The sequence below is a fragment of the Flavobacterium sp. I3-2 genome, from assembly GCF_013389595.1.
GTDB lineage: Bacteria > Bacteroidota > Bacteroidia > Flavobacteriales > Flavobacteriaceae > Flavobacterium.
Map to the genome: position 1 here is coordinate 2976071 of NZ_CP058306.1, position 21289 is coordinate 2997359.

Consider the following 21289-nt stretch of genomic DNA (forward strand, 5'->3'; position numbering starts at 1 on the left):
TCATTTTAATCTTTTTTATAAAAATTATCTAGTAAATACATATTTATTTTCAGTAGATAACGATTCATCAAAAGCGTAACCTTCTGCATTAAAAAACTTTAAACCATCGATTGAGTCAATTTCATTGTCAATAATATAACGCGCCATTAATCCTCTTGCCTTCTTTGCGAAAAAACTAATCATTTTTAATTTATCGTCTTTGTAATCTTTAAATTCAGGAGTAACAACCTTTGCTTTTAATAATTTTGTATCAACAGCCGAAAAATATTCAGTGCTTGCTAAATTAACCAAAACATCATCTGCATTTAATTCTTTATTCAGAAAATCAGTAACTAGAGGTTTCCATATTTGATATAAGTTTTCTTTTTTCCCTACTTTCAATTTCTTACCCATTTCTAAACGATAGGGTTCAATTAAATCAAATGGTTTTAAAATACCGTACATTCCCGACAGAATTCGAACTTTATCATTTAAAACTTCATAGCTTGAAGAAGGAATTGAAAACGCATCTAAACCAGTATAAACTTCGCCATTAAATGCAAAAACTGCTTGACGTGCATTTTCTAAAACTGTTGTTGCTTCAAAATTTCTTTCTTGATTACGTTGCCAATTTAATTCGGCTAATTTATCTGAAATAGACATCAATTCAGATAAATCTTTGGGAGACAATTTTTTTAATGATTTATTTATGGTCTTAGAAGTCTCTAAAAAAAACGGTATTGTTACCAATTCAGTCGGAACTGCAGTTGTATAATCCAATGATTTTGCTGGCGATATAACTAATTTCATGCTTTATTTTATTTTCAAAATTAAACGAAACGCAATACAAATTACGTAATTCACAAATGATTTTATTGATTAAGTCATAGAAATAATCAATTTTGATTACCTTTTAAACGCGTCCATAATTTTTGTAAAAGTTGAAAACCGTCACGTTTTTCTTTTTCAACCTCTTTAGCTTTCCAAACTCCATTTTCATCATACAATTCATACGAAAAAGCATATTTAATATCGTTTGGATTATTTGATAACAAACCAAATCTTAAATCATTAAACAAAAGCTTATCTTCATTTTTTGTAACAATATATTGATTTTCTGAAATACGCTTTAATTGCTTGATAATTAGTTCGTTCGAAATTAATTTTATGTACTCGTGATTTTTATAATGCGTTTCAAATTTCATTTCTTTTGTATCGAAAAAAGAATAATCAGAAATCAAAAACGCGTCTTCGGTTTCAATAATAATATTCCATAAAATGGTATTCATCGCAGTTGGCTTCACAACCAAACTTGTATATTGAATTTGATTAATTTCTAAATTTTCTTCAACTTTATTTTTTACAATTAACTGAAGAAAAACAGTTAAAATTAAATACGTCGAACTGATTACTAATCCTATTGCATTCCATAAAAAACGTTTCGGATTTTCTTTGTTTATTCGCATCGAAATCAATAAACAAATTAAAAACGGAATAGTATAAAGTGGGTCAATTACAAAAATTGATTTAATAGCTAATTTGTCGTAAAATGGCCAAAAAAGCTGCGTTCCCCAAGTTGTAAAAACATCTAAAAGCGAATGCGTTAATAGTATTAAAAAAACTGCTAGATAACTTTCTTTAAAATTGACGTTATTTTTTTTCTCAATTTTACTTACGACAAATGCCAAAATGAAACTGAGAAGTATATAAAACAAAATGGAATGTGAAAAACCGCGATGTACTTCGATTTGTGTAATCGGATTATAAAAAAATTTGGCAATCCAGACATCTAAATCAGGAATTGTGCCTATCAATGCGCCGTAAACAATTGAGTGATTTCCGATTTTTTTACCTAAAACTGCATTTGACACAGCAGCACCTAAAACGATTTGAGATAATGAATCCATTAAAATTTAAATAATTCGAAGCGTACAAAGATACACTTTTGAAAGATTAAAACATTCCGTTTAATATTGGTTTTAGTTATTAATTCAGATTAAAACCATTTTTTGTATTTAAAATACATTGCCATAAGAATAGCTAAAACAAACATGCCACTAAGTACAATATAATAGCCATTTTCATAATTAAGTTCAGGCATGTTTTTAAAATTCATACCATACACTCCAACAATAAAAGTCAGTGGCATAAAAATTACCGAAACAACTGTCAACACTTTCATAATCTCATTCATTCGATGACTTTGCATAGAAAAAAAGAAACTAGAAGCGTTATTCAATTGATTTAAATCATAATCGATTTGGTCAATAATTTCTAAAGATTTATGATGTAAACGACTAAAATAAACTTGATTGCTTTCTTCTAAAAAAGAAAATTCTTCGCTTAACGAACTATTTTTTAGACTAAACAACACATCTCGAATTGGAATTAAAGCACGTTTTAAATCGTTTAGATTTTCTGAATTCAATTGGATTTTTTCTAAAACTATTGGATTTTTGGCTGTTTTTGCTTCAAGAATTACTCTTTCAACTTCATCTTCAATATTATCTAAAGTCAAAAAGTAATTTTCCATGATAGCATCTAACATTAAATACAAAAGATAATCTTCTTTTTTCTTTATAACATTACCTGTTTTTGTACGAATACGTTCACGAATATGTTCAAAAAGATTATTTTTTTTCTCTTGAAACGAGAATAACTGATTTTCTTTAATAACAAAACTGATTGGAATAATCTGAATTTTATCTTCAACTAATTTAGGAAATGTAGCTTTTAAATTAAAAAACATAATGCCATCTTGCTCCTCCCAGCGTGTTCTACGAGAAAAACTCAAAACTTGATTTAAAGTAGATAGAGGAATTAAAAAGCATTTTGAAATTTCAGGAAATAATTCAACATCATTAAAACCATGTAAATTAAACCATAACATTTCATCAGGTTTTATACTTGATATGGTATTTTCAATTTGATTTCCATCTTTGTATTTTTTTTCAAAAAAAGATTCTTCATCATAAACAAAAACCTCAATATCAGTAACTTCATCTTTATAAATTCCGTTATATTCCCAATTATAAGGTTGTAATTTTTTTACTTTATTAAATTTTATTCGTTTCAAAATCTATTTTTTATTTAAATATAGTTATTTTTTAAAATATCCTCTTATTTTTACAACAAATTAAAGCAAATGAAAATCTTAATCACCAATATAAAAGAACTACTTCAGGTCAGAGAAATCAGTATTGACAAAGTATCTGGAAGTGAAATGAAAATTTTACCATCGATCAAAAACGCATTTTTATATCTTGAAAATGATTTGATTTCTGATTTTGGAAAAATGGAAAATTGTCCAAATATAATTGATGCAGAAATTTATGATGCAGCTGGAAAAATTGTTTTACCAACTTGGATAGATAGCCACACGCATTTGGTTTACGCTGGAAGCCGTGAACAAGAATTTGTTGATCGAATCAATGGATTATCGTACGAAGAAATTTTTAATCGAGGTGGTGGAATTTTAAACTCTGCCAAAAAACTACAAGAAACGACAGAAGAAGATTTATACGAACAATCTAAAGTTCGCTTGGAAGAAGTGATGCTTCAAGGCACAGGCGCAATTGAAATCAAGTCGGGATATGGATTGACATTAGAAGCAGAAATGAAAATGCTACGTGTAATTAAACGTTTGAACGAAAATTATCCAATCGAAATCAAGGCTACATTTTTGGGAGCTCACGCATTTCCTTTGTCATATAAAGACAATCATAAAGCCTACATTGACTTAATTTGTGATGAAATGATTCCAAAAATTGCAGAAGAAAAACTAGCTGATTATGTTGATGCTTTCTTGGAATCAGGTTATTTTTCTGTTGAAGAAACAACGCGAATCATGGAAGTCGGAAATCAATATGGTTTGAAAAGTAAAATACATGTTAATCAGTTTACTGCAATTAATGGAATTGAAGCTTGTGTAAAAAATAATGCTTTATCAGTAGACCATCTAGAGATTGTAACCGATGAAGATATTGAAGTTCTAAAAAACAGTGTAACTATGCCAGTTGCTTTGCCGACTTGTTCCTATTTCATTTCGATTCCATACACGCCTGCAAGAAAAATGTTAGAAGCAGGATTACCTTTGGCATTGGCTTCTGATTTTAATCCGGGAACAACTCCTTCAGGAAATATGAATTTTGTTGTTGCGACGGCTTGCATAAAAATGAAAATGACCCCAGAAGAAGCAATCAATGCTGCAACAATCAATGCTGCTTATGCAATGGATTTATCAAACACTCACGGAAGTATAACAAAAGGTAAAAAAGCAAGTATTATTATCACCAAACCAATTGAATCTTTTTATCAAATTCCATATGCATTTGGAAGCAATTTAATAGAGAAAGTAATTATAAACGGACAGTTCATGTAACAAAAAACACACTAAGCTTGCACTTAGTGTGTAAAAAAAAAATAGTTATGAAAAAGATTTTATAATCGATACAATCGACTTATATTTACTCATATCAAATTTACAAATAATTATCTTACAATCAACACTTTAATATATAATTAATACTAATTTTATTATAAAATAAATCTATAGTCATTGAATTTACTAATGATTCCAATCATTTACTTATGAATAACTTTTCATTTTTTAACATTTCAGATAGAAATAAATTAGTTGATCTTCGAGTTGGAGAAATCAAATTTGGAGAACGAATTGATTTTTTAGATTCTAATCAAACTATTGATTCATTTTTAGCAGAAACAGCATCTAAATATATCATTTTCGGAATTTGCGAATCAATTGGTGTTAAAGCGAATTTTGGTAGAATTGGTACAGAAAATACTTGGCAAATTGCTTTAAAATCACTTTTAAACATTCAACATAACAAAACTTGTAAAGGAAATAATGTTGGTGTTTTGGGATATTTTAATTTTGAAGAAGAAAATCAATTAGCAGCAAATTTAAATCCTTCAATAAAAGAAGAACGTAAACAATTATTTAAACTTGTTGAAAAAATTGATAAAGAAATCTCATTTTTAGTTTCAAAAATTGTCAAAGCGAATAAAATTCCAATCATTATTGGCGGAGGCCACAATAACGCTTATGGTAACATTAAAGGATTAGCACTAGCTAAAGGACGCGCAGTGAATGTAATTAATTTTGATGCGCATACCGATTTTCGTCCTTTAGAAGGAAGACATAGCGGAAATGGATTTTCATATGCTTTTGAAGAAGATTTCTTAGGTAATTATTTCATATTTGGAATTCATGAAAACTACACTTCAAAAGAAATTTTTTCGAGAATAAAAGAAAACAGCCAACGTGTAAAGTTTAATACGTATGAGCAAATGGAAATTCGTTTAGAAAAAGATTTCAAGATGGAATTAAAATATGCTGCTAAGCACATCAAAGAAAATTCTTTTGGAATTGAAATCGATTTAGACGCGATAATTCACATGCCATCAAGCGCAATGAGTTATTCTGGTTTTTCTACAAAAAAAGCCAGACAATTTGTAAACTATTATGCAAATTTAGAAAACGTTGCTTATCTACATATTTGCGAAGGTGCACCAAATTTTGAATTGGAAGAAAACAAAGCCGTTTTAGGCAAATTTATTAGTTATTTAATTACTGATTTTATAAAACCTAATCTAGAAGTAATTGAATAAAAACATTAAATAAAAAAGTGGAATTTTCGATTTGAAAATTCCACTTTTTGTTTGTATTGTTTAGTAAATAAAAGATGTAAAAAAATGGAGCTTTCACTCCATTTTTATATATTAATTAGCATTAATAATTGCTAAACCATTTCTACCTGAAGCTACAAATAAATAACCATTTTTAGCATATACATAATTCGCAGATTTTTGATCTACTGTTGAATTTGTTGTATTTAATCTAAAATGTCCAACATATTCTAAAGTATTTTTATTTAAAGCAACAACTCCATCACCCCCATTAGCAATATAAACAAAACATCCATCTACAGTAACTGCGTTAGATCTTCCGTTGTTTTTCAACACTTTATAACCATCTAAACCTCTAAATTCATTTGGAATAAATTGTGCTTTTAATTCACCAGTTGTCATATCAAATTTGGCTACTCCTTTGTCACTAAATGCAGCATAAACATAATCTTTATTAGCTGGATCAGAATCTAATGCTAAAGTATTTTTACCATCAGTTACATTTAATTCAATTGATTGATAGGTTTTAACAGGATTGAAACGACTTGCTCCAGTTTCATCAGCAAATCTAATATATGGTACTTTGTTATTTAAAGCTAAGTAAACTTGATTGTTTGCATTTGCAACTACATATTTTGCACCCACATTATTATCAACAATAGAATTTAATGTAAAATCAGAATTTAATTTCATTAACCCTCCATTTGTTCCGCTAGATGTTAACCAAATATCATTTCCATTGAAATAAATATTCTTAGCAGATAAAGAAGGTAAATTAGTTGACTTAATTGCATCTAAAGAATTTGTAAACATTCCATCAACTAATGGAACAGTGTACATAATTGCGCCATTTTTATTATTACCAACAGCATACAATGTTTCGTTGTGGATTTCTAAAGAGTTAAATTCTGCTTTGTTAAAATCAGCTTGAGCAATAAGAACAGGATTTGAACCAGCAATATCAAATACACGTACACTTCCGTAAGGAGCATCTCCAAATTCTTCATCATTTGTGTGGTAAGAAACATAAGCTTTACCATTTTCAACTCTAACATCTGTTGCACTTAATGTAATTTCTACACCATTTGCATTTATTTTTGGGCTAGCAAAAATTCCTGAATAATTTAAGTTGATTGAAGTAGCCGTACAAGAAATAGTACCTAAAGTAACATCAATACAACCATCATTAGCTATATAAGTATTGTGATTTAAAACTACTTCTGAAGCTATTTTTAACTGATTTGCTGTTAAGTTTGTATTAATATCAATACCACCTTTAAAAGCAGGATTTGCATTCATATTACCTAAAGTAACACCTGAACCTAAATTAATTCTTGCTCTATTGGTAAGTGTATTTACAGATGAATTCTCAACTAAACCATCAATACTTAATTGTCCGTTTATTACATCTGTAAACGATCCGCCTGATACATTAATACGTCCATTTCCGTTAATAGAAAAACCGTTTTTAAAAGTAACCTTAGATTCATTAAAAATTTTCCCATTAAACTGTGTGTTTTTTTCGAAAGTAACGTTACATTTATTATTTATAATACTATTTCCATTTACAGTAAAATTTTGTGAACCATTAAAAACAAGTGTTTTGTAGTTATTTAAAATACCGTCAATTGTGTTTGATTTGTAAGTAAAAACACCGAAGTTATCTAATTCACCATTACCATTTAAATGAATAATAGTTTGAGTTCCAAAGGTAGCATTTGGTCCAACAACTAATTTACCATTAGCTGGTACATTAATTTGGTTGGTAGAAGATACTGTTCCTTCTACATAAACTTCTGCAGCTCCATTAAAATTCAAAGTTCCTGAATATGTACCTTGGATAATTAATTTAGCTCCTGAAACTAAGTTGATACTTCCGCTAAAAGATTCTCCTGTTGGAACGAAATAAACTTTACCGCTTTCAGTATTAACGTTAGAATTATTAGCTAATGTAACAAGATTGATAGCTCCTGTTACAGCTTGATTTTGATAAGTTGGCAATGAATTTCCAGAACGAGCTGAATATCCATTTATAAGATTAATTTTAGAATTATTGCTTTCTGAATAATGATTCAATAAACTATTTCCGTATGTAATAGTAACATCGTCATTACTTAGAACTTTAGACTCTAAATTGTTGTTTGTTGTTTCTGTTGAATCATCACTCGAACATCCTACTAGAGCAAAACAAAGTGCTGCGCCTAAGAATGTTAATTTAAATTTTTTGTTTTTCATAATTAATAATTATTGTTTATAATAGGGCATTCAAATTTTGAGCAAAAATAAAATATACAAACTAGATAATCGTTTTGTTATTTTATCTTTTTCTTGTTGTTTTTTCATTTTTACATTCCATATTCCTTTGCTTTTTTCGAAGTTTTTAACGGATTCCAAACATCTTTATAGGAATCATAAAAAAACAACTCATCCAAATATGAAATTGTACGAACAATACGCATATAATATCCCATATAAATTGGAAAGAGAGGAAGATATATCAATTTAGAAAGAAGTTTTTTCTTGTCTTTATTAACCGATACAGCAAACATGTATTGACCAAATGTAATTGCAAGGTAAATGGTATATTTAAAAGGAAACCAAATTAGCATGAAAGTTGGATCGGTTAAAATAATTTTGAACATATAGAAAAACCATAAAAAATCTAAAACAAGACTAAAAAAAACATTTTCAAAAAATGACATAAAATTTATTAATCTAAAATTTTTATCAGGCATCCAAACATCTTTATGTTTTCTTAATCTAAATCGAATTAATGATCTTGACCATCTCAATCTTTGTTTAGTCAAAGCAGTCCAAGTAACTGGAACGTGCGTTCTACAAATCGCTTCTTCTTCAAAAACTGTATGGTAATCAATCTTTCTAATTTTTACCGTAATATCTCCATCCAAACCTGGACCAATATCCCAACCTCCAATTCGTTCTAAAACTTCTCTTGGAAATGCACCAAATGCACCAGAAATAATTTTATATATTTTTAATTTTGATTGAACAATTCTAGAAACACTAATTGATTGCAAATATTCTAAAAATTGCATTGTTGTAGTTAATGATTCTTCTTCATTTCTTACAATTAAATTTCCACCAACTCCACCAATATTTTCAAATCTATAAAAAGGTATGAGTACTTTTTCAATAGCGTCACTATCTAATGATGAATCTGCATCTAAATGAACTACATATTTCCCGTTTGAATATCGAAGTCCCAAATTAGCAGCAGAAGCTTTACCACCTCTTTCTTTAACAGAAATAAATCTATCTATTTGACCATATTTTTCAAAAGAACGTGCAATTATTGCTGTATCATCCGTAGAACCATCATCGACAACAATCAACTCTAAATTTTTATATGTCTGTCTATTCATCGACTGAACAAGCTTGAAAAGATGTTTACCTTCATTATGTCCAGGAACCAAAACAGTTACTAAAGGCATTTCATTTAACAAATCTTCTCTAGCTTTTTCCCATAAATGCTTTGTTTTTCTTCTACTGAATTTACTCCAATATAAGGCAATACCCTCTACGATAAAAAACCTAGGAATATCTAAAACAAAAATATACCATCCCCATTTCATCAAAGTTTGCCAATCAAGAACATGCCACATATAGAAATATCTATCCCATAATTCTATCATTTCTCTAAAACTTGTTGAAAACCTAAATTAGTTAATTCGTATGCATATATTTTTCTTACAATCAATTCATCTGGACTTTGTTCTAATTTACAATCTACACAATGTACTCCAATTGGTGCTTCTTGAAATTCATGATTACATTTTTTATTCTTACAAAAGAAAATTTTCCCAGGCTTGTCGTAATCAACTCCTAAATTTTTTAATTCAGACGAACATTTAGGACAAACTAATTGATCTTTTAATACAAAATCTTTGTCAACACCAACATAAGCACATCTGAAGTGATGAATAAGATTTCTAACTTTTAAGTTATGTTCAGAACATTTTGGACATTTTTCTCTAAAATTTAAAAATCCACTGTGACAATTTTTACACAAATGAGAAGTATCAACATAATTTCTAGACAATGAACCTCCAAGAAAAGACTCTCTTAATAACATTCGTGATTTTGCATAAGCTTCTTTTTTTTCTTCAAAAAAAGCTTCAATTCTGGTATATGAATAACCAGATAAAGACTTTCTATTAATTATTGGAACGATATTTTTTTTGCGAGTATAATAATAATCTAGAATTTTTAAAGTGTAAAATTCATCTGATTTTTTATCAAAAACATCATATTTAAATGCGTTCTTTTCAATAAAATTGGTAATCGTTTCTATATATGGAATTTTGTCAATAAAATTTAACCATTTGATATATCCATCACTTAAGCTCTTTAATACATCAGCACTTAAAGCATAAGTTTTTTTTAATTCTTTTTGTAAAAAAATTGGTTTTAAATAAACTCGTATATCTTCTGAACGAATAATTTGATATAAAAAACGTTTTACTAATTTTGGATCATTATGATTAACCACCCATACATCAGCTAATTTTGGGTCAGGTAAAATATTATTTACTATCGCATATTCTAAAAGCAAAACTTTCTTTCCATGAATTTCAATTATACTATCTAACATAATAAACTTTATATATTAATTAATCCCTTTCTAACTTTTACAGGAATATTACTTACTTTCAATTTATCCCAACCTTTACAATTTGTTGGTAAAATTTCAACAACAACTCCATGTTTATAATCAATTATAGAATTATCAACAATAACATCATCTTTAGTTTCAGAAACAGCATACATTTTACTAACTTTCCCTGCAAGATTTTTGTATCCATATGGTAGTACCACAACAACATCATCCCCTATTTCGAATTTATCTAAATCAGACATTTCGATATAAGCGCGAACAAAATAAACAGGTCTGATGATTGAAAAAACCTTTTCTGGTTTATAGCAAATTTGATTTTCTTGAACTACAATTCGATCTATTTTACCATCCACTGGCGAAATAAAATACGTTTTTTGATTTGCATAATGTAAACCAACTTTATTTAATTGATTAGCATATGAAAGACTTTGAAGCATCTTTAAGCGTTCATTTACCAACACTTGATACTCAGCTTGAACCGTTGCAATTTCATATCTTGTATCATCAATTGATCTATCGACATTTGCTAATTCATTTTGCGTGATTACATTTAAATAAACTAATTTTTCTTTTCTTGTATGTTCAGACAACCAGTAATTTAATCGTTTTTTCAAGGCAACTAAAAAAAGCCTTCTTTTTTCTATTTGAGCTTCGATTGCAATTAAAGCATCTTTTCCATTATTTTGATTTCGTAGCATTTGTAGCGAATCTAAATGGATGTTTTTATCATTTGAATTTTCGTTAAATCTTTCATAAGCAAACAAAGTATCCCCTTTAAGTACATAATCATCCTCATGTATTTTATAATCTAAGACACGAATATCATTTGTAAATTTTACATCGTATTGTTCTTGCAATAAAATTCCATGAGCATAATCAAAAAACCAAGGTGTTGTAAGCCATCTTATAAAAGACCCTAACAATAAAACCAATACTCCAATATATAACCATCTATCCCATCTTCTTCTTTTTGATTTTTCTGGTTGCGAGTTATCGACTACAATATCTTTTGTGAATTTGACTTTCATTCATTTGGATTTAATAGCGCTGAAACATCGTAATAACTAATTTCTGTAATTCCTTGATTTTTCAATTCTTTCAATGCCATTTTTAATTCTTCGTCATTTTTAAAATCGCTTAATCGCAAAACCCAAACAAAATTATCTTTTAAAATATTTCTCAATTTTTCAGTGCGTTTTAATAACTTATTTTGATCCACATTTTCATAAGCCATTATATAAGTTTTGATTTTTAATTTTCTCAAAACTTTTGCGTTTTTTTCGGTTAAATTCATTGGTACACTTACACTTAACTGCATATTATTTTCGTTGCACAATTGGTTAACTTGTGTGAAAATAGTATTCATGTTTTCGACGTAGCTATCCATATTTTCACGATAATCAGAAAAAGTATGAGGTTCAATATCCAAATGTATTCCTGTGTAAGTATTTTTATCTATGTGATTGATTTTTCGAATCAATTTTTTTAATCCAAGCTGATTTTGTGCATATGAATTCTCTCCTATTAATCGATGAATTTTAATTTGATTTTGATTGGCTTGAACAACAAAATCATTTAACTTTTCATCATTATTTTCTCCAGGAGAAAGAAATACGGTTTTTATTTTATTCTCATTTAGAATGGTTACCAAAGATTCATTGGTTTCTGTTTTAAATGTATTACTCCATAAATAGGTAGAACTCGGTGTTATTGAACTTTCTTCTTTCAATGAAATCTCAAAAGGTGTTTCTAAAACATTTGAATTAAAAACTTGCGAAGTTGTTTTTTTACTCTGTTCAGTGATTAATTGATATGTTATAAAATACTCCGAAAGCGTTTGATTAACATCTAAAATTTCAATCTTCTTTTTTAGAAATTGCATAGCAAAATCGATGTATTTTTCTGGACTGAAATTCATAATATGTTTCTCATAAATCTGAATTTCATTATCTAAAAGCGCATCAATCAGTTTCAAATCATTTTGTAAATTCTTTAATTCATTCTTTTTAGAATAAAAATCAAAATAGAGTTTCTCTAAACGCTCTTGAGTTTTTAATTTTTGAAGTTCTAATTTTTCATCAAAACTTTCGATTTTATATTCAAGAGCATGATCTTTTCCAAACCGAATTGGAACTGATAACGAAGCTCCAACGCTAGCAAACGAACGATTAAAATCGCCTTCTGAATTAAAAACATTATATCTTACTTTGGTTCTGAAACTCGGTCGATCCGAATTTTTTCGGTCTTTTCGAATTAACTCTTTCTCAAGTTCAACAATTTCTGAATCAATTGCTAAAAGATCTGTCAATTCTTTTTTGTCAATATTTAGCAAATCATAATTGACATTCGGAATATTTCCATATTCACTTAAAAGCGATTGATTATCTTGATTTGATAAAAAATTTTCACTCAAATCGAGATTGTTTTTTATCTTAGAATAATCGTTTTCAACTTTTATTTTTTCAGGAAGATTAATCAATTTTGAAGCAAATAATTTGTTTGTGTAATCAACTTTTGCTTTTAGGAAATCAGCGTATTTTTTTAAAATTTCAATACGTTGCATATCATAAATATATTGAAGTGTTTCTATTTTTTTTTGCGAAACATCATTTTTCTTCAATAACATCAATTCTAATGAATCTTTTCGATTTTCGATAAGATTTAATTTTAAATCATTTTTGTGTTTAAAATAACTACCTTCTCCAAAAATTACCCAATCTAATCCTGTTGAAACCTTTGACCTAAAATAAATATCTTCATCATCAGAACCACCTAATCCAAAATTATGAGTAAAGTCAGAAACCCATTTCAATCCAATATTCGAAACTGAATTTTGTTCGTTAAAATTTTGGCTACTACTTTTTTTATTAACTAGATTTTCATTCTGATCAATAAACTTTAGTAAAATTTCTTTGTCAGAAGATTGTGTTTTATGATAGACTTGTTCAACTAATTTTTTACTAGCAAAAAAAAGTGCGTTGTATTCAATTACTAGTTGATCTAACTCTTGATTTGATTTTTTACTTGTTTGCGCATTACTATCAACACAAAACAAAAAAATTAAAATCAAGCTCCATAATAATCTCATTTTTAATACTTTTTTAAAAAACTAAATCGTTTAAAAATACCTGCAAAATTAGATATTCTAAAAGTAGCTTCGTTTTTTAATTTACATTTTTAATTTGTGATTTTTACACTGTTTAACAAAAATTCACGCATTTCACTTGGTGATTTTCCTAAATTTTTCTTAACAAAGGTGCTGAAATTTGCTTCATCAGCAAATCCAAGTTCAATTGCGATTTCTGAAATATTTAATATTGAGTTTTCTAACATACGAAGTGCTTCATTAGAAACTTTTTCAACTACAATTCGTTTTGCACCTTTTCCAATAACAGCTTTTGTCATAACAGAAAGTCGTTGTGGCGAAACATTGAGTTTTTCAGAATAAAAAGAAACACTTTTTTCCTTTTTAAAATATTTTTGTAACAAAACTCTAAATTTATTTACCTTGTCCAAATATGTAGAATGTGCACAAGTTTCTTCACAAGACTTTTCTTCTAAACTTAAAAGTCCGTCAAGCAAAAGAATTTCAACACAATTATGAGCAACTGCTATATAAATTCCAATTTCTTTTTCTTTATATAAATTAATTCGTTCTATAATTAATGCTTTGAGAACTTCCTTTGATCCAATAGCCGGAGAAACATATATGTCGTGAATATCATTAAAATATAATTCGGAATTAAGTATAAAACTATCTTTAGCAGATTTTTCATAAAAAGAAGACGAAAAAGCAACGATTGTATTTTCTGAATTTCCATATTCATAAGTTACATTTTTGTGCGGAGCAATAAAAACTAAATTATTAGCTTCGATAAAATAAGGTCTTCCTTCAACTATAATTTTTGTTTCTTCAAATACAATAAATATTATAAAATATTCCATTGTATTAAAATCAGAAGAACCATTATTTTTAGTTATAAGATTATCTATCGAAATAATACTAAATCCTTTAATTTCTAACTCTTTTGAAACAGCGTACATAATTATATCTTTTAGTTATTTGCAAAATTATGTAGTTAAAAACTGAAACAGTTGTCATTTTGATTAACAAAATGGTCATAAATATTTTTTAACTTTATTTTGTCAAAAAATTATAATAATTATAACATAATTTAACGTTAATATAAATTATTGAAGAAATGAAAATTCAAAAATAGCTACATTTTACTTTTTTTTAAATTTGCTATTTTGATTTAACAAATAATTTAAAAAGAAATTTTGGAAATGTATTTTTGGGTAAATACAAATCATTAACAAATAAAATAAATTATTTTTCTATTGAGTTTTTTTGAGATTGAAATATTAAACCAATTCTTCGATTAATTCACCATATTTTACTCGTAAACGTTGTTTGGCTTTTTTAACACCATGAATCGTTATCCCAAGTAAATTTGCAATTTCTTGATTTTTTAGTCCAATTTTATTTAAAAGCACTATGCGAAGATTTGCTTCTGATAAGTCGCTAAAATTTGTTGTAATGTAATTAAAAATTTCTGGTTCTTCATTTATAAAAGATTGTTTAAACATAAACCAATTTTCATTTGTCATCAAATGAGAAGAAATCAATTTATCTAATTCAATTTTTTCTTTAGAAACATCTTTTTTAGATTTTTTTGCAAGATCTTTTATTTCGGTTTCTAATTTAACAATTTGCCTGTTTTTTTCAATTAAGTAAGTTTTAATTGACTTAAGAGAGTCATTAGCTTCATTTAAAGCGTTTTCAATTTTAAGTTGTTCAAGTTGAGCTGTCAAAATTGAATTATCATAATAAACTTGTTGTAATTTAAATCTTCGTCTGTAAATAACTATAAAAAGAACAAGTAAGCATAGAAGTAAACCACTAATAATAATAAAAGTAGTTTTCATAAAAGATGCTTTTTCTAATTTGATTTGTTCAGATTCAAATTTCCAATTAGCGATTTCATTTTGATTTTTCCAAGAGATTTTCTTTAAAACTTCTGCGCCATCAATCGTATCAACAATTGGTCTTAGAAAATCTAATTTTCTTCGAAAGTTCAATTCATCATTTGCATTGTTTTCTAAAATCGCTATGGATAACAAAGCTTTATTAATGTCTGCTTCCCAGCTTTTTAATTTTTCTTGAGTATGAATATATTCTAATGCTAAATTGAAAACTTGTTTTGCAGCGTTTAATTTTTTTTGTTCTAAATATAAATTTCCTAATCTGATTTGAGCAAACATGACATTCTTAGGATTATTAACTTTTTTAGAGATTTGAATATCATCAAGCAATAAATTTTCAGCTGTTTTATATTCTTTATTTAAAATATAAATTTGAGCTAAATCGCCATAACCTTTAGCTAATCGTAACGAATCATTATTCTTTTTTGAATATAAAATAGTTTCATTAAAGTAATCATTAGCTAATTTATAATCTTTTAAACAGAAATAGTTACAACCAATTGCGTTAAGAATAGTCGCATAATCATTTTGTGTTTTAGAAGTCAAAGCCAATGCGCGTTTCAAATATAAATTACTAATTTTCTTTTCATTAATTGATGAAAAGAAATAGGCATTATATTTCAAGACAGATAACGGATCTACAATTTCATGATCCGAAACTTCGTTTAGTAATCTAGAAACTTTAAAAAAATAGTTGGAAGCATTTTCATATTTATAAAATTTATAATAATAAAAACCTACTTGTGTTTCTACCCAAATTTGAAGTCCGACATTATCAGTCTGATTTACTAAAAAAAGTGCTTCGTTATAAAGATTTGTACACTTATCATTAATGTCTTTACTATTATTTGCAATCTGGTTTGCTAATAAAACTTTATAAAGAATTTGTGTATTTTTCTTTTGAATTGAACTTAAATTATTCTGAATTTTCTGGATACTATTTTTTAAACCATTTTCAGAAATTTCAGTTTTATTTTCATTGATAATATTAGTATAAAGATCATTATTACTTTGCGCAAATAGACCTACACTAAAGCTAAAAAAGATAAATAATATATATATTGAATTTTTGATAGTTGATTTTTTGGTAAATATAGCAAAATACCTTGAAATTCAACAATTTTATAAAACACTACAAAACAGACACTTAAAAAACAAAAAACATTTGTCTTCCTTTTGTCTACCCCTATTTTTTTATTTTAATTATATAAAAAACTACTTTTGAACTACTAAAATTTACAAAATGGGATTTGTACAGAATTAATCCCTTAAATAAAATTTTAGTCTACATTTAAAAACACAAAAAACACTTAATAAATATTTGTTGTTGAACCGAGAAATTTCTAACCAAAAATTTCTCGGTTTATTTAGTTTATATAAATAAGCTAATTTATAATTTCAATCAAAATATTTTATAAATAATATTTAATTGCATTCTAAATAAAAACTATTATTAAATTTTTAAAATGAGACAACTTTACTTTTTATTACTATCATTATTTTTTGTAATACAAATACAAGCTCAAGACTACACTACTTTGCACGTCACTTCTGGTTTTAATGTAGATATTATTGCAGAAAATTCTCCAGCATCTACCTACACTACAGCATCGGTTGACGCAGCAAGCAATGGTGCTAATACAGCATTGATGAGCGTTACTTACCCCAATGCCACGGTTGGTTTACCAGCTAATGGCTTAATTACTTCTATTGCAACAAGTACACCAGGATTAACCTTTCAATTAGCACCATATATTCAGAATAACAGTTTAAAGATTAATGATAATAATGGTACGGGTACTTTGGTGATTCAAACAACTAATAAATTAAGTAAACTCTTTATTCTAGCTACTTCGGGAAGTGGTATCTCAAATTTTACAGGAACCATAACCTTTACGGATGGAACTACGCAAACACTTGGTTCTCAAATGGTACCTGATTGGTACAACTACGGTACACCAGAAGTTGCAATCAGAGGAATTGGAAGAGTACCTCTCTTTGGTGCTCAAAATCCAGATAACAATATGTTTGATCCAAAACTATTTCAAATAGCCATTGATATTGATCCTCTCAATCAAAATAAAATCATCCAAGAAGTTGCCATTACAAAAACCAACCCAGCTAGTAGTTTTTTGCATATTTTTGCTTTATCTGGTGAAATTACACAAACTTGTTTTAAACCATTAAACATAACAGTACAAACAATTACTAAAAACTCTGCACAACTGTTATGGCATGCTCCTACACAGGGAAATCTACCTGCATTAGGATACAAAATAGAAGTTAGAACAAGTGGGCAACCTGGTGATGCCACAGGGCTAGTTCAAACACTTAATACTACTAATTTATCTGAGACGATAATAGGTTTAAATTCTGAAACAGAATATCTTATCTATGTTCAATCACTTTGCGCAACAACAGATGAAAGTACTTGGAGTGGAATATCTTTTACTACATTATGTAATCTTCTGGAATATGAATTAACCACAAGTGCTTCAGATTTATCGTTCTGTGATTCTCATGAGGTTACTTTAGAAGTAAATACACAAGGAATCGTGAATTGGTACAATTCAGCAACATCAACAACTCCAATCCATTCAGGAAATACCTATACAACAACCGTATCTGCTACTTCTTCATTCTGGTATCAAGTGTCTTCTCTTGAATCAACGGGTCCGTTAAATGCGGCAGCAGTAAGTACAACATCAGGCAATTGGAGTACAGAATGGGATGTGTATTTTACTATTTTTGAACCAACAAAATTAAAGAGTATTGATATCTATCCTTCTACTGCCGGACAAACTGGTAGAATGATCTTTAAACAAAGAGGAGCAACAGGTTCCGCAACCGTTGGTACCATTGATTATACCACCGTTGGAGCAAACAGAACTGTAAAACAAGTAGTTCCTATTGATCTTCAATTACTACCAGGAACCTATGTAATAGAAACCACTTTACCTTCTGATGGAATATTGAGAAATACGAATGGTGCCTCTTATCCTTATAGTTCAGCAGTAGCTTCTATTACAGGCAATGAATACCTTCCTTCTTATTATATGGGATATTACAACTGGATTTTTGAAACAGGATGTACCTCACCCCGTACGGAAGTAGTAGTAACCATTAATGAAACCCATGCACCTACATCAACTTCACAAACATTTTGTACGGGTGCAACCATTGCTAGCTTAACAGCAACAGGTTCAAACATCAAATGGTATAATGCTGCTACAGGTGGAACGCCTTTAGCTTCAACAACTGTCTTAACATCTGGAACCTATTATGTAAGCCAAACTTTAAACGCTTGCGAAAGTAATAGAACAGCTGTTGTGGTAACCATTAATAATACACCTGCGCCTACAGCTAGTGCACAAACATTCTGTTTTGCTGAAAACAAAACGATTGCAGATTTAGTTGCAACAGGAACTAATTTAAAATGGTATGATGAAGCAACAGGTGGAAACGCTTTAGCTTCAACAACTGTTTTAACTTCAAAAAGTTATTTTGTTTCACAAACGGTTTCGAATTGTGAATCAGAAAGAACAGAAGTTATCGTTACGATTACGTCAAACCCGAATGCACCAACAGCAGTTGCTCAAACATTTTGTTTTGCTGAAAACAAAACAATTGGAGATTTAGTTGCAATAGGTTCAAATATCAAATGGTATGACGCAGCAACAGGTGGAAATGTATTAAATGCAACAACTGTTTTAACTTCAAAAACTTATTTTGTTTCACAAACCGTTTCGAATTGTGAATCTGAAAGAACAGAAGTAATCGTTACAATTACACCGAATCCAGTGGCTCCAACGGCGACAGCTGCAACATTCTGTTTTGCTGAAAACAAAACGATTGCAGATTTAGTTGCAACAGGAACTAATTTAAAATGGTATGATGTAGCAACAGGTGGAAATGTATTAGATGCAACAACTGTTTTAACTTCAAAAAGCTACTTTGTTTCGCAAACCGTTTCGAATTGTGAATCTGAAAGAACTGAAGTTATCGTTACGATTACTCCAAATCCGAATGCTCCAACTTCAACTGCTCAAACATTTTGTTTTGCTGAAAACAAAACGATTGCTGATTTAGTTGTAACAGGAATTGATGTAAAATGGTATGACGTAGCAACAGGTGGAAACGCTTTAGTTCCAACAACTATGTTAGCTACGAAAAGTTACTTTGTTTCACAAACGGTTTCGAATTGTGAATCTGAAAGAACAGAAGTTATCGTTACGATTACTCCAAATCCGATGGCTCCAACAGCAACTGCTCAAACATTTTGTTTTGCTGAAAACAAAACAATTGGAGATTTAGTTGCAATAGGTTCAAATATCAAATGGTATGACGTAGCAACAGGTGGAACTGCTTTAACTCCAACAACTGTTTTAACTACAGGAAGTTATTTTGTTTCGCAAACGGTTTCGAATTGTGAATCTGAAAGAACAGAAGTTGTTGTTACGATTACTCCAAATCCGATGGCTCCAACGGCAATTGCTCAAACATTCTGTTTTGCTGAAAACAAAACGATTGCGGATTTAGTAGCTACAGGAACTAATTTAAAATGGTATGATGTAGCAACAGGTGGAAATGCTTTACCTTCAACAACTGTTTTAACTACAAAAAGTTATTTTGTTTCACAAACCGTTTCGAATTGTGAATCTGAAAGAACAGAAGTTATCGTTACGATTACTCCAAATCCGATAGCGCCAACAGCAAACGCTATTCAAGAATTTTGTTCAAATACTAATTCTAAAATTTCAAACATTGAGATTTCTGGTTCAAATATTAAATGGTATGCTTCAATAAATTCTACTACTGAATTAAATGAAAATACTTATTTAACAAATGCAAGTACCTATTTTGCAACTCAAACAATTAATGGATGCGAAAGTGAACTTAGAACACAAGTAACAGTTCAAATTTCAACGCCTCCTACTTTACCAACGGGAGATAGTATTCAAACTTTTTGTGGAAATGCAACGATTGCTGATTTACAAATTAATGCCATTACTGGCGCGGAGTTAATTTGGTACACAACATCATATTCAAATACGGTATTACCAACATCAACAGCTTTAGCAAATGCAACTTACTATGTTGCACAAAAAGTTGGCGCTTGTATTTCTGAAAGAAAAGCTGTAACTGCTAGAATCATTAATTTAAGTCCACCGAATATAGGCAATTTTGAATTTTGTGGAAGTGCACAGGTTTCAGATTTATATATTCCTACACCAACTGGAGTAACTTATAAATGGTATAATTCACCATCGAATCCAAATGAATTACAGCCTTACGATTCACTAACAACAGGAACTTACTTTGTTTCAAAAAGTCAGTATAATTGTGAAACTGCAAGAGCTGCTGTATCCGTTGTGATTAAAGATTTACCAGAAAGTCCAACGGGTATTTCTCCACAATCATTTGTTGAAGGTTCGGTTATAAATCAAATTTTAATTAATCCTACAACTGCAGTTTGGTATATTACAGAAAATGATGCAATAACGAGTACGAATCCATTATCTCCAAACATGCCGTTAGTTAACGGAACGACATATTATGCAGTAAATATTGGAACAAACGGATGTCCGAGTTTACCTTTTGCTGTAACCGTGGATGTTTATTTATCTAACGATGCATTTGAAATGGATAAACTAAAATATTATCCGAATCCGGTTAACGATAAATTAAACATTGTTTATTTTGAAAACATCATTCAAGTTGATGTGTTTGATTTAACTGGAAGAAACGTAAAATCAGTATTTACTAGCAGTCAAAACATCGAAGTGGATTTATCTGATTTAAGTACTGCGACTTATATGATTCAACTTAAAACCGAATCGAAACAACAATTTATTAAAATCATTAAAAAATAAATCAAACATTTTTAATTTTTATAACGAGGATATTTCTTAATTGAAATTCCTCGTTTTTTTATATCCTAAAAATAGTAGAAATTATAAACTTCTACATTTTATTTTAGTCAAATTTATTAATCCTAAATAGATTTTTTTAAAACAACTTTCGATAAAAAGCAGTTAT

At 28.8% G+C, this 21289-nt stretch carries 13 protein-coding genes; 3 read left to right on the forward strand and 10 right to left on the reverse strand.

What is annotated here, in order from left to right:
• Positions 1 to 24 precede the first annotated feature (24 nt).
• From yaaA to corA, 3 genes are all read right to left on the reverse strand, one after another.
• On the reverse strand, positions 25 to 789 hold the full coding sequence (gene yaaA, locus HW119_RS14160) for a peroxide stress protein YaaA (RefSeq protein ID WP_177765472.1): 765 nt from the start codon (positions 787 to 789) through the stop codon (positions 25 to 27).
• An 86-nt stretch (positions 790 to 875) separates the two neighbouring features.
• Positions 876 to 1886, reverse strand: a complete 1011-nt coding sequence (locus HW119_RS14165) for a metal-dependent hydrolase (protein ID WP_177765474.1) — start codon at positions 1884 to 1886, stop codon at positions 876 to 878.
• An 89-nt stretch (positions 1887 to 1975) separates the two neighbouring features.
• Complete coding sequence (gene corA, locus HW119_RS14170; RefSeq protein WP_177765475.1) at positions 1976 to 3055, reverse strand: magnesium/cobalt transporter CorA; 1080 nt, start codon at positions 3053 to 3055, stop codon at positions 1976 to 1978.
• Positions 3056 to 3124: 69 nt separating this feature from the next.
• Between corA and hutI the strand changes: the two genes are divergently transcribed.
• A complete protein-coding gene (hutI, locus tag HW119_RS14175) occupies positions 3125 to 4360 on the forward strand; it encodes an imidazolonepropionase (RefSeq protein WP_177765477.1) in 1236 nt (411 codons plus the stop codon).
• A gap of 209 nt (positions 4361 to 4569) precedes the next feature.
• Positions 4570 to 5610, forward strand: coding sequence for a formimidoylglutamase (locus HW119_RS14180; protein WP_177765479.1), 1041 nt, complete (start codon positions 4570 to 4572; stop codon positions 5608 to 5610).
• A gap of 111 nt (positions 5611 to 5721) precedes the next feature.
• Here the strand turns inward: HW119_RS14180 and HW119_RS14185 are convergent, their stop codons facing one another.
• From HW119_RS14185 to HW119_RS14215, 7 genes are all read right to left on the reverse strand, one after another.
• Complete coding sequence (locus tag HW119_RS14185) at positions 5722 to 7863, reverse strand: hypothetical protein (protein WP_177765481.1); 2142 nt, start codon at positions 7861 to 7863, stop codon at positions 5722 to 5724.
• A 110-nt stretch (positions 7864 to 7973) separates the two neighbouring features.
• Complete coding sequence (locus HW119_RS14190) at positions 7974 to 9281, reverse strand: glycosyltransferase family 2 protein (RefSeq protein WP_177765483.1); 1308 nt, start codon at positions 9279 to 9281, stop codon at positions 7974 to 7976.
• Entirely contained in the window at positions 9278 to 10240 is a 963-nt protein-coding gene (locus tag HW119_RS14195; protein WP_177765486.1) for a hypothetical protein, read from the reverse strand. The genes HW119_RS14190 and HW119_RS14195 overlap by 4 nt, the downstream gene beginning before the upstream one ends.
• Positions 10241 to 10248: 8 nt before the next feature.
• Complete coding sequence (locus tag HW119_RS14200) at positions 10249 to 11292, reverse strand: HlyD family efflux transporter periplasmic adaptor subunit (protein WP_177765488.1); 1044 nt, start codon at positions 11290 to 11292, stop codon at positions 10249 to 10251.
• A complete protein-coding gene (locus HW119_RS14205; protein WP_177765505.1) occupies positions 11289 to 13352 on the reverse strand; it encodes a TolC family protein in 2064 nt (687 codons plus the stop codon). The genes HW119_RS14200 and HW119_RS14205 overlap by 4 nt, the downstream gene beginning before the upstream one ends.
• Positions 13353 to 13441: 89 nt before the next feature.
• Positions 13442 to 14308, reverse strand: a complete 867-nt coding sequence (locus HW119_RS14210; protein ID WP_177765507.1) for a helix-turn-helix domain-containing protein — start codon at positions 14306 to 14308, stop codon at positions 13442 to 13444.
• 321 nt (positions 14309 to 14629) lie between these two features.
• Positions 14630 to 15814 (reverse strand): hypothetical protein, encoded by a 1185-nt coding sequence (locus HW119_RS14215; RefSeq protein ID WP_177765509.1) that lies wholly within the window; start codon positions 15812 to 15814, stop codon positions 14630 to 14632.
• A gap of 902 nt (positions 15815 to 16716) precedes the next feature.
• Here HW119_RS14215 and HW119_RS14220 point away from each other — a divergent pair.
• Complete coding sequence (locus HW119_RS14220) at positions 16717 to 21123, forward strand: T9SS type A sorting domain-containing protein (RefSeq protein WP_177765511.1); 4407 nt, start codon at positions 16717 to 16719, stop codon at positions 21121 to 21123.
• The last annotated feature ends 166 nt before the right edge of the window (positions 21124 to 21289 follow it).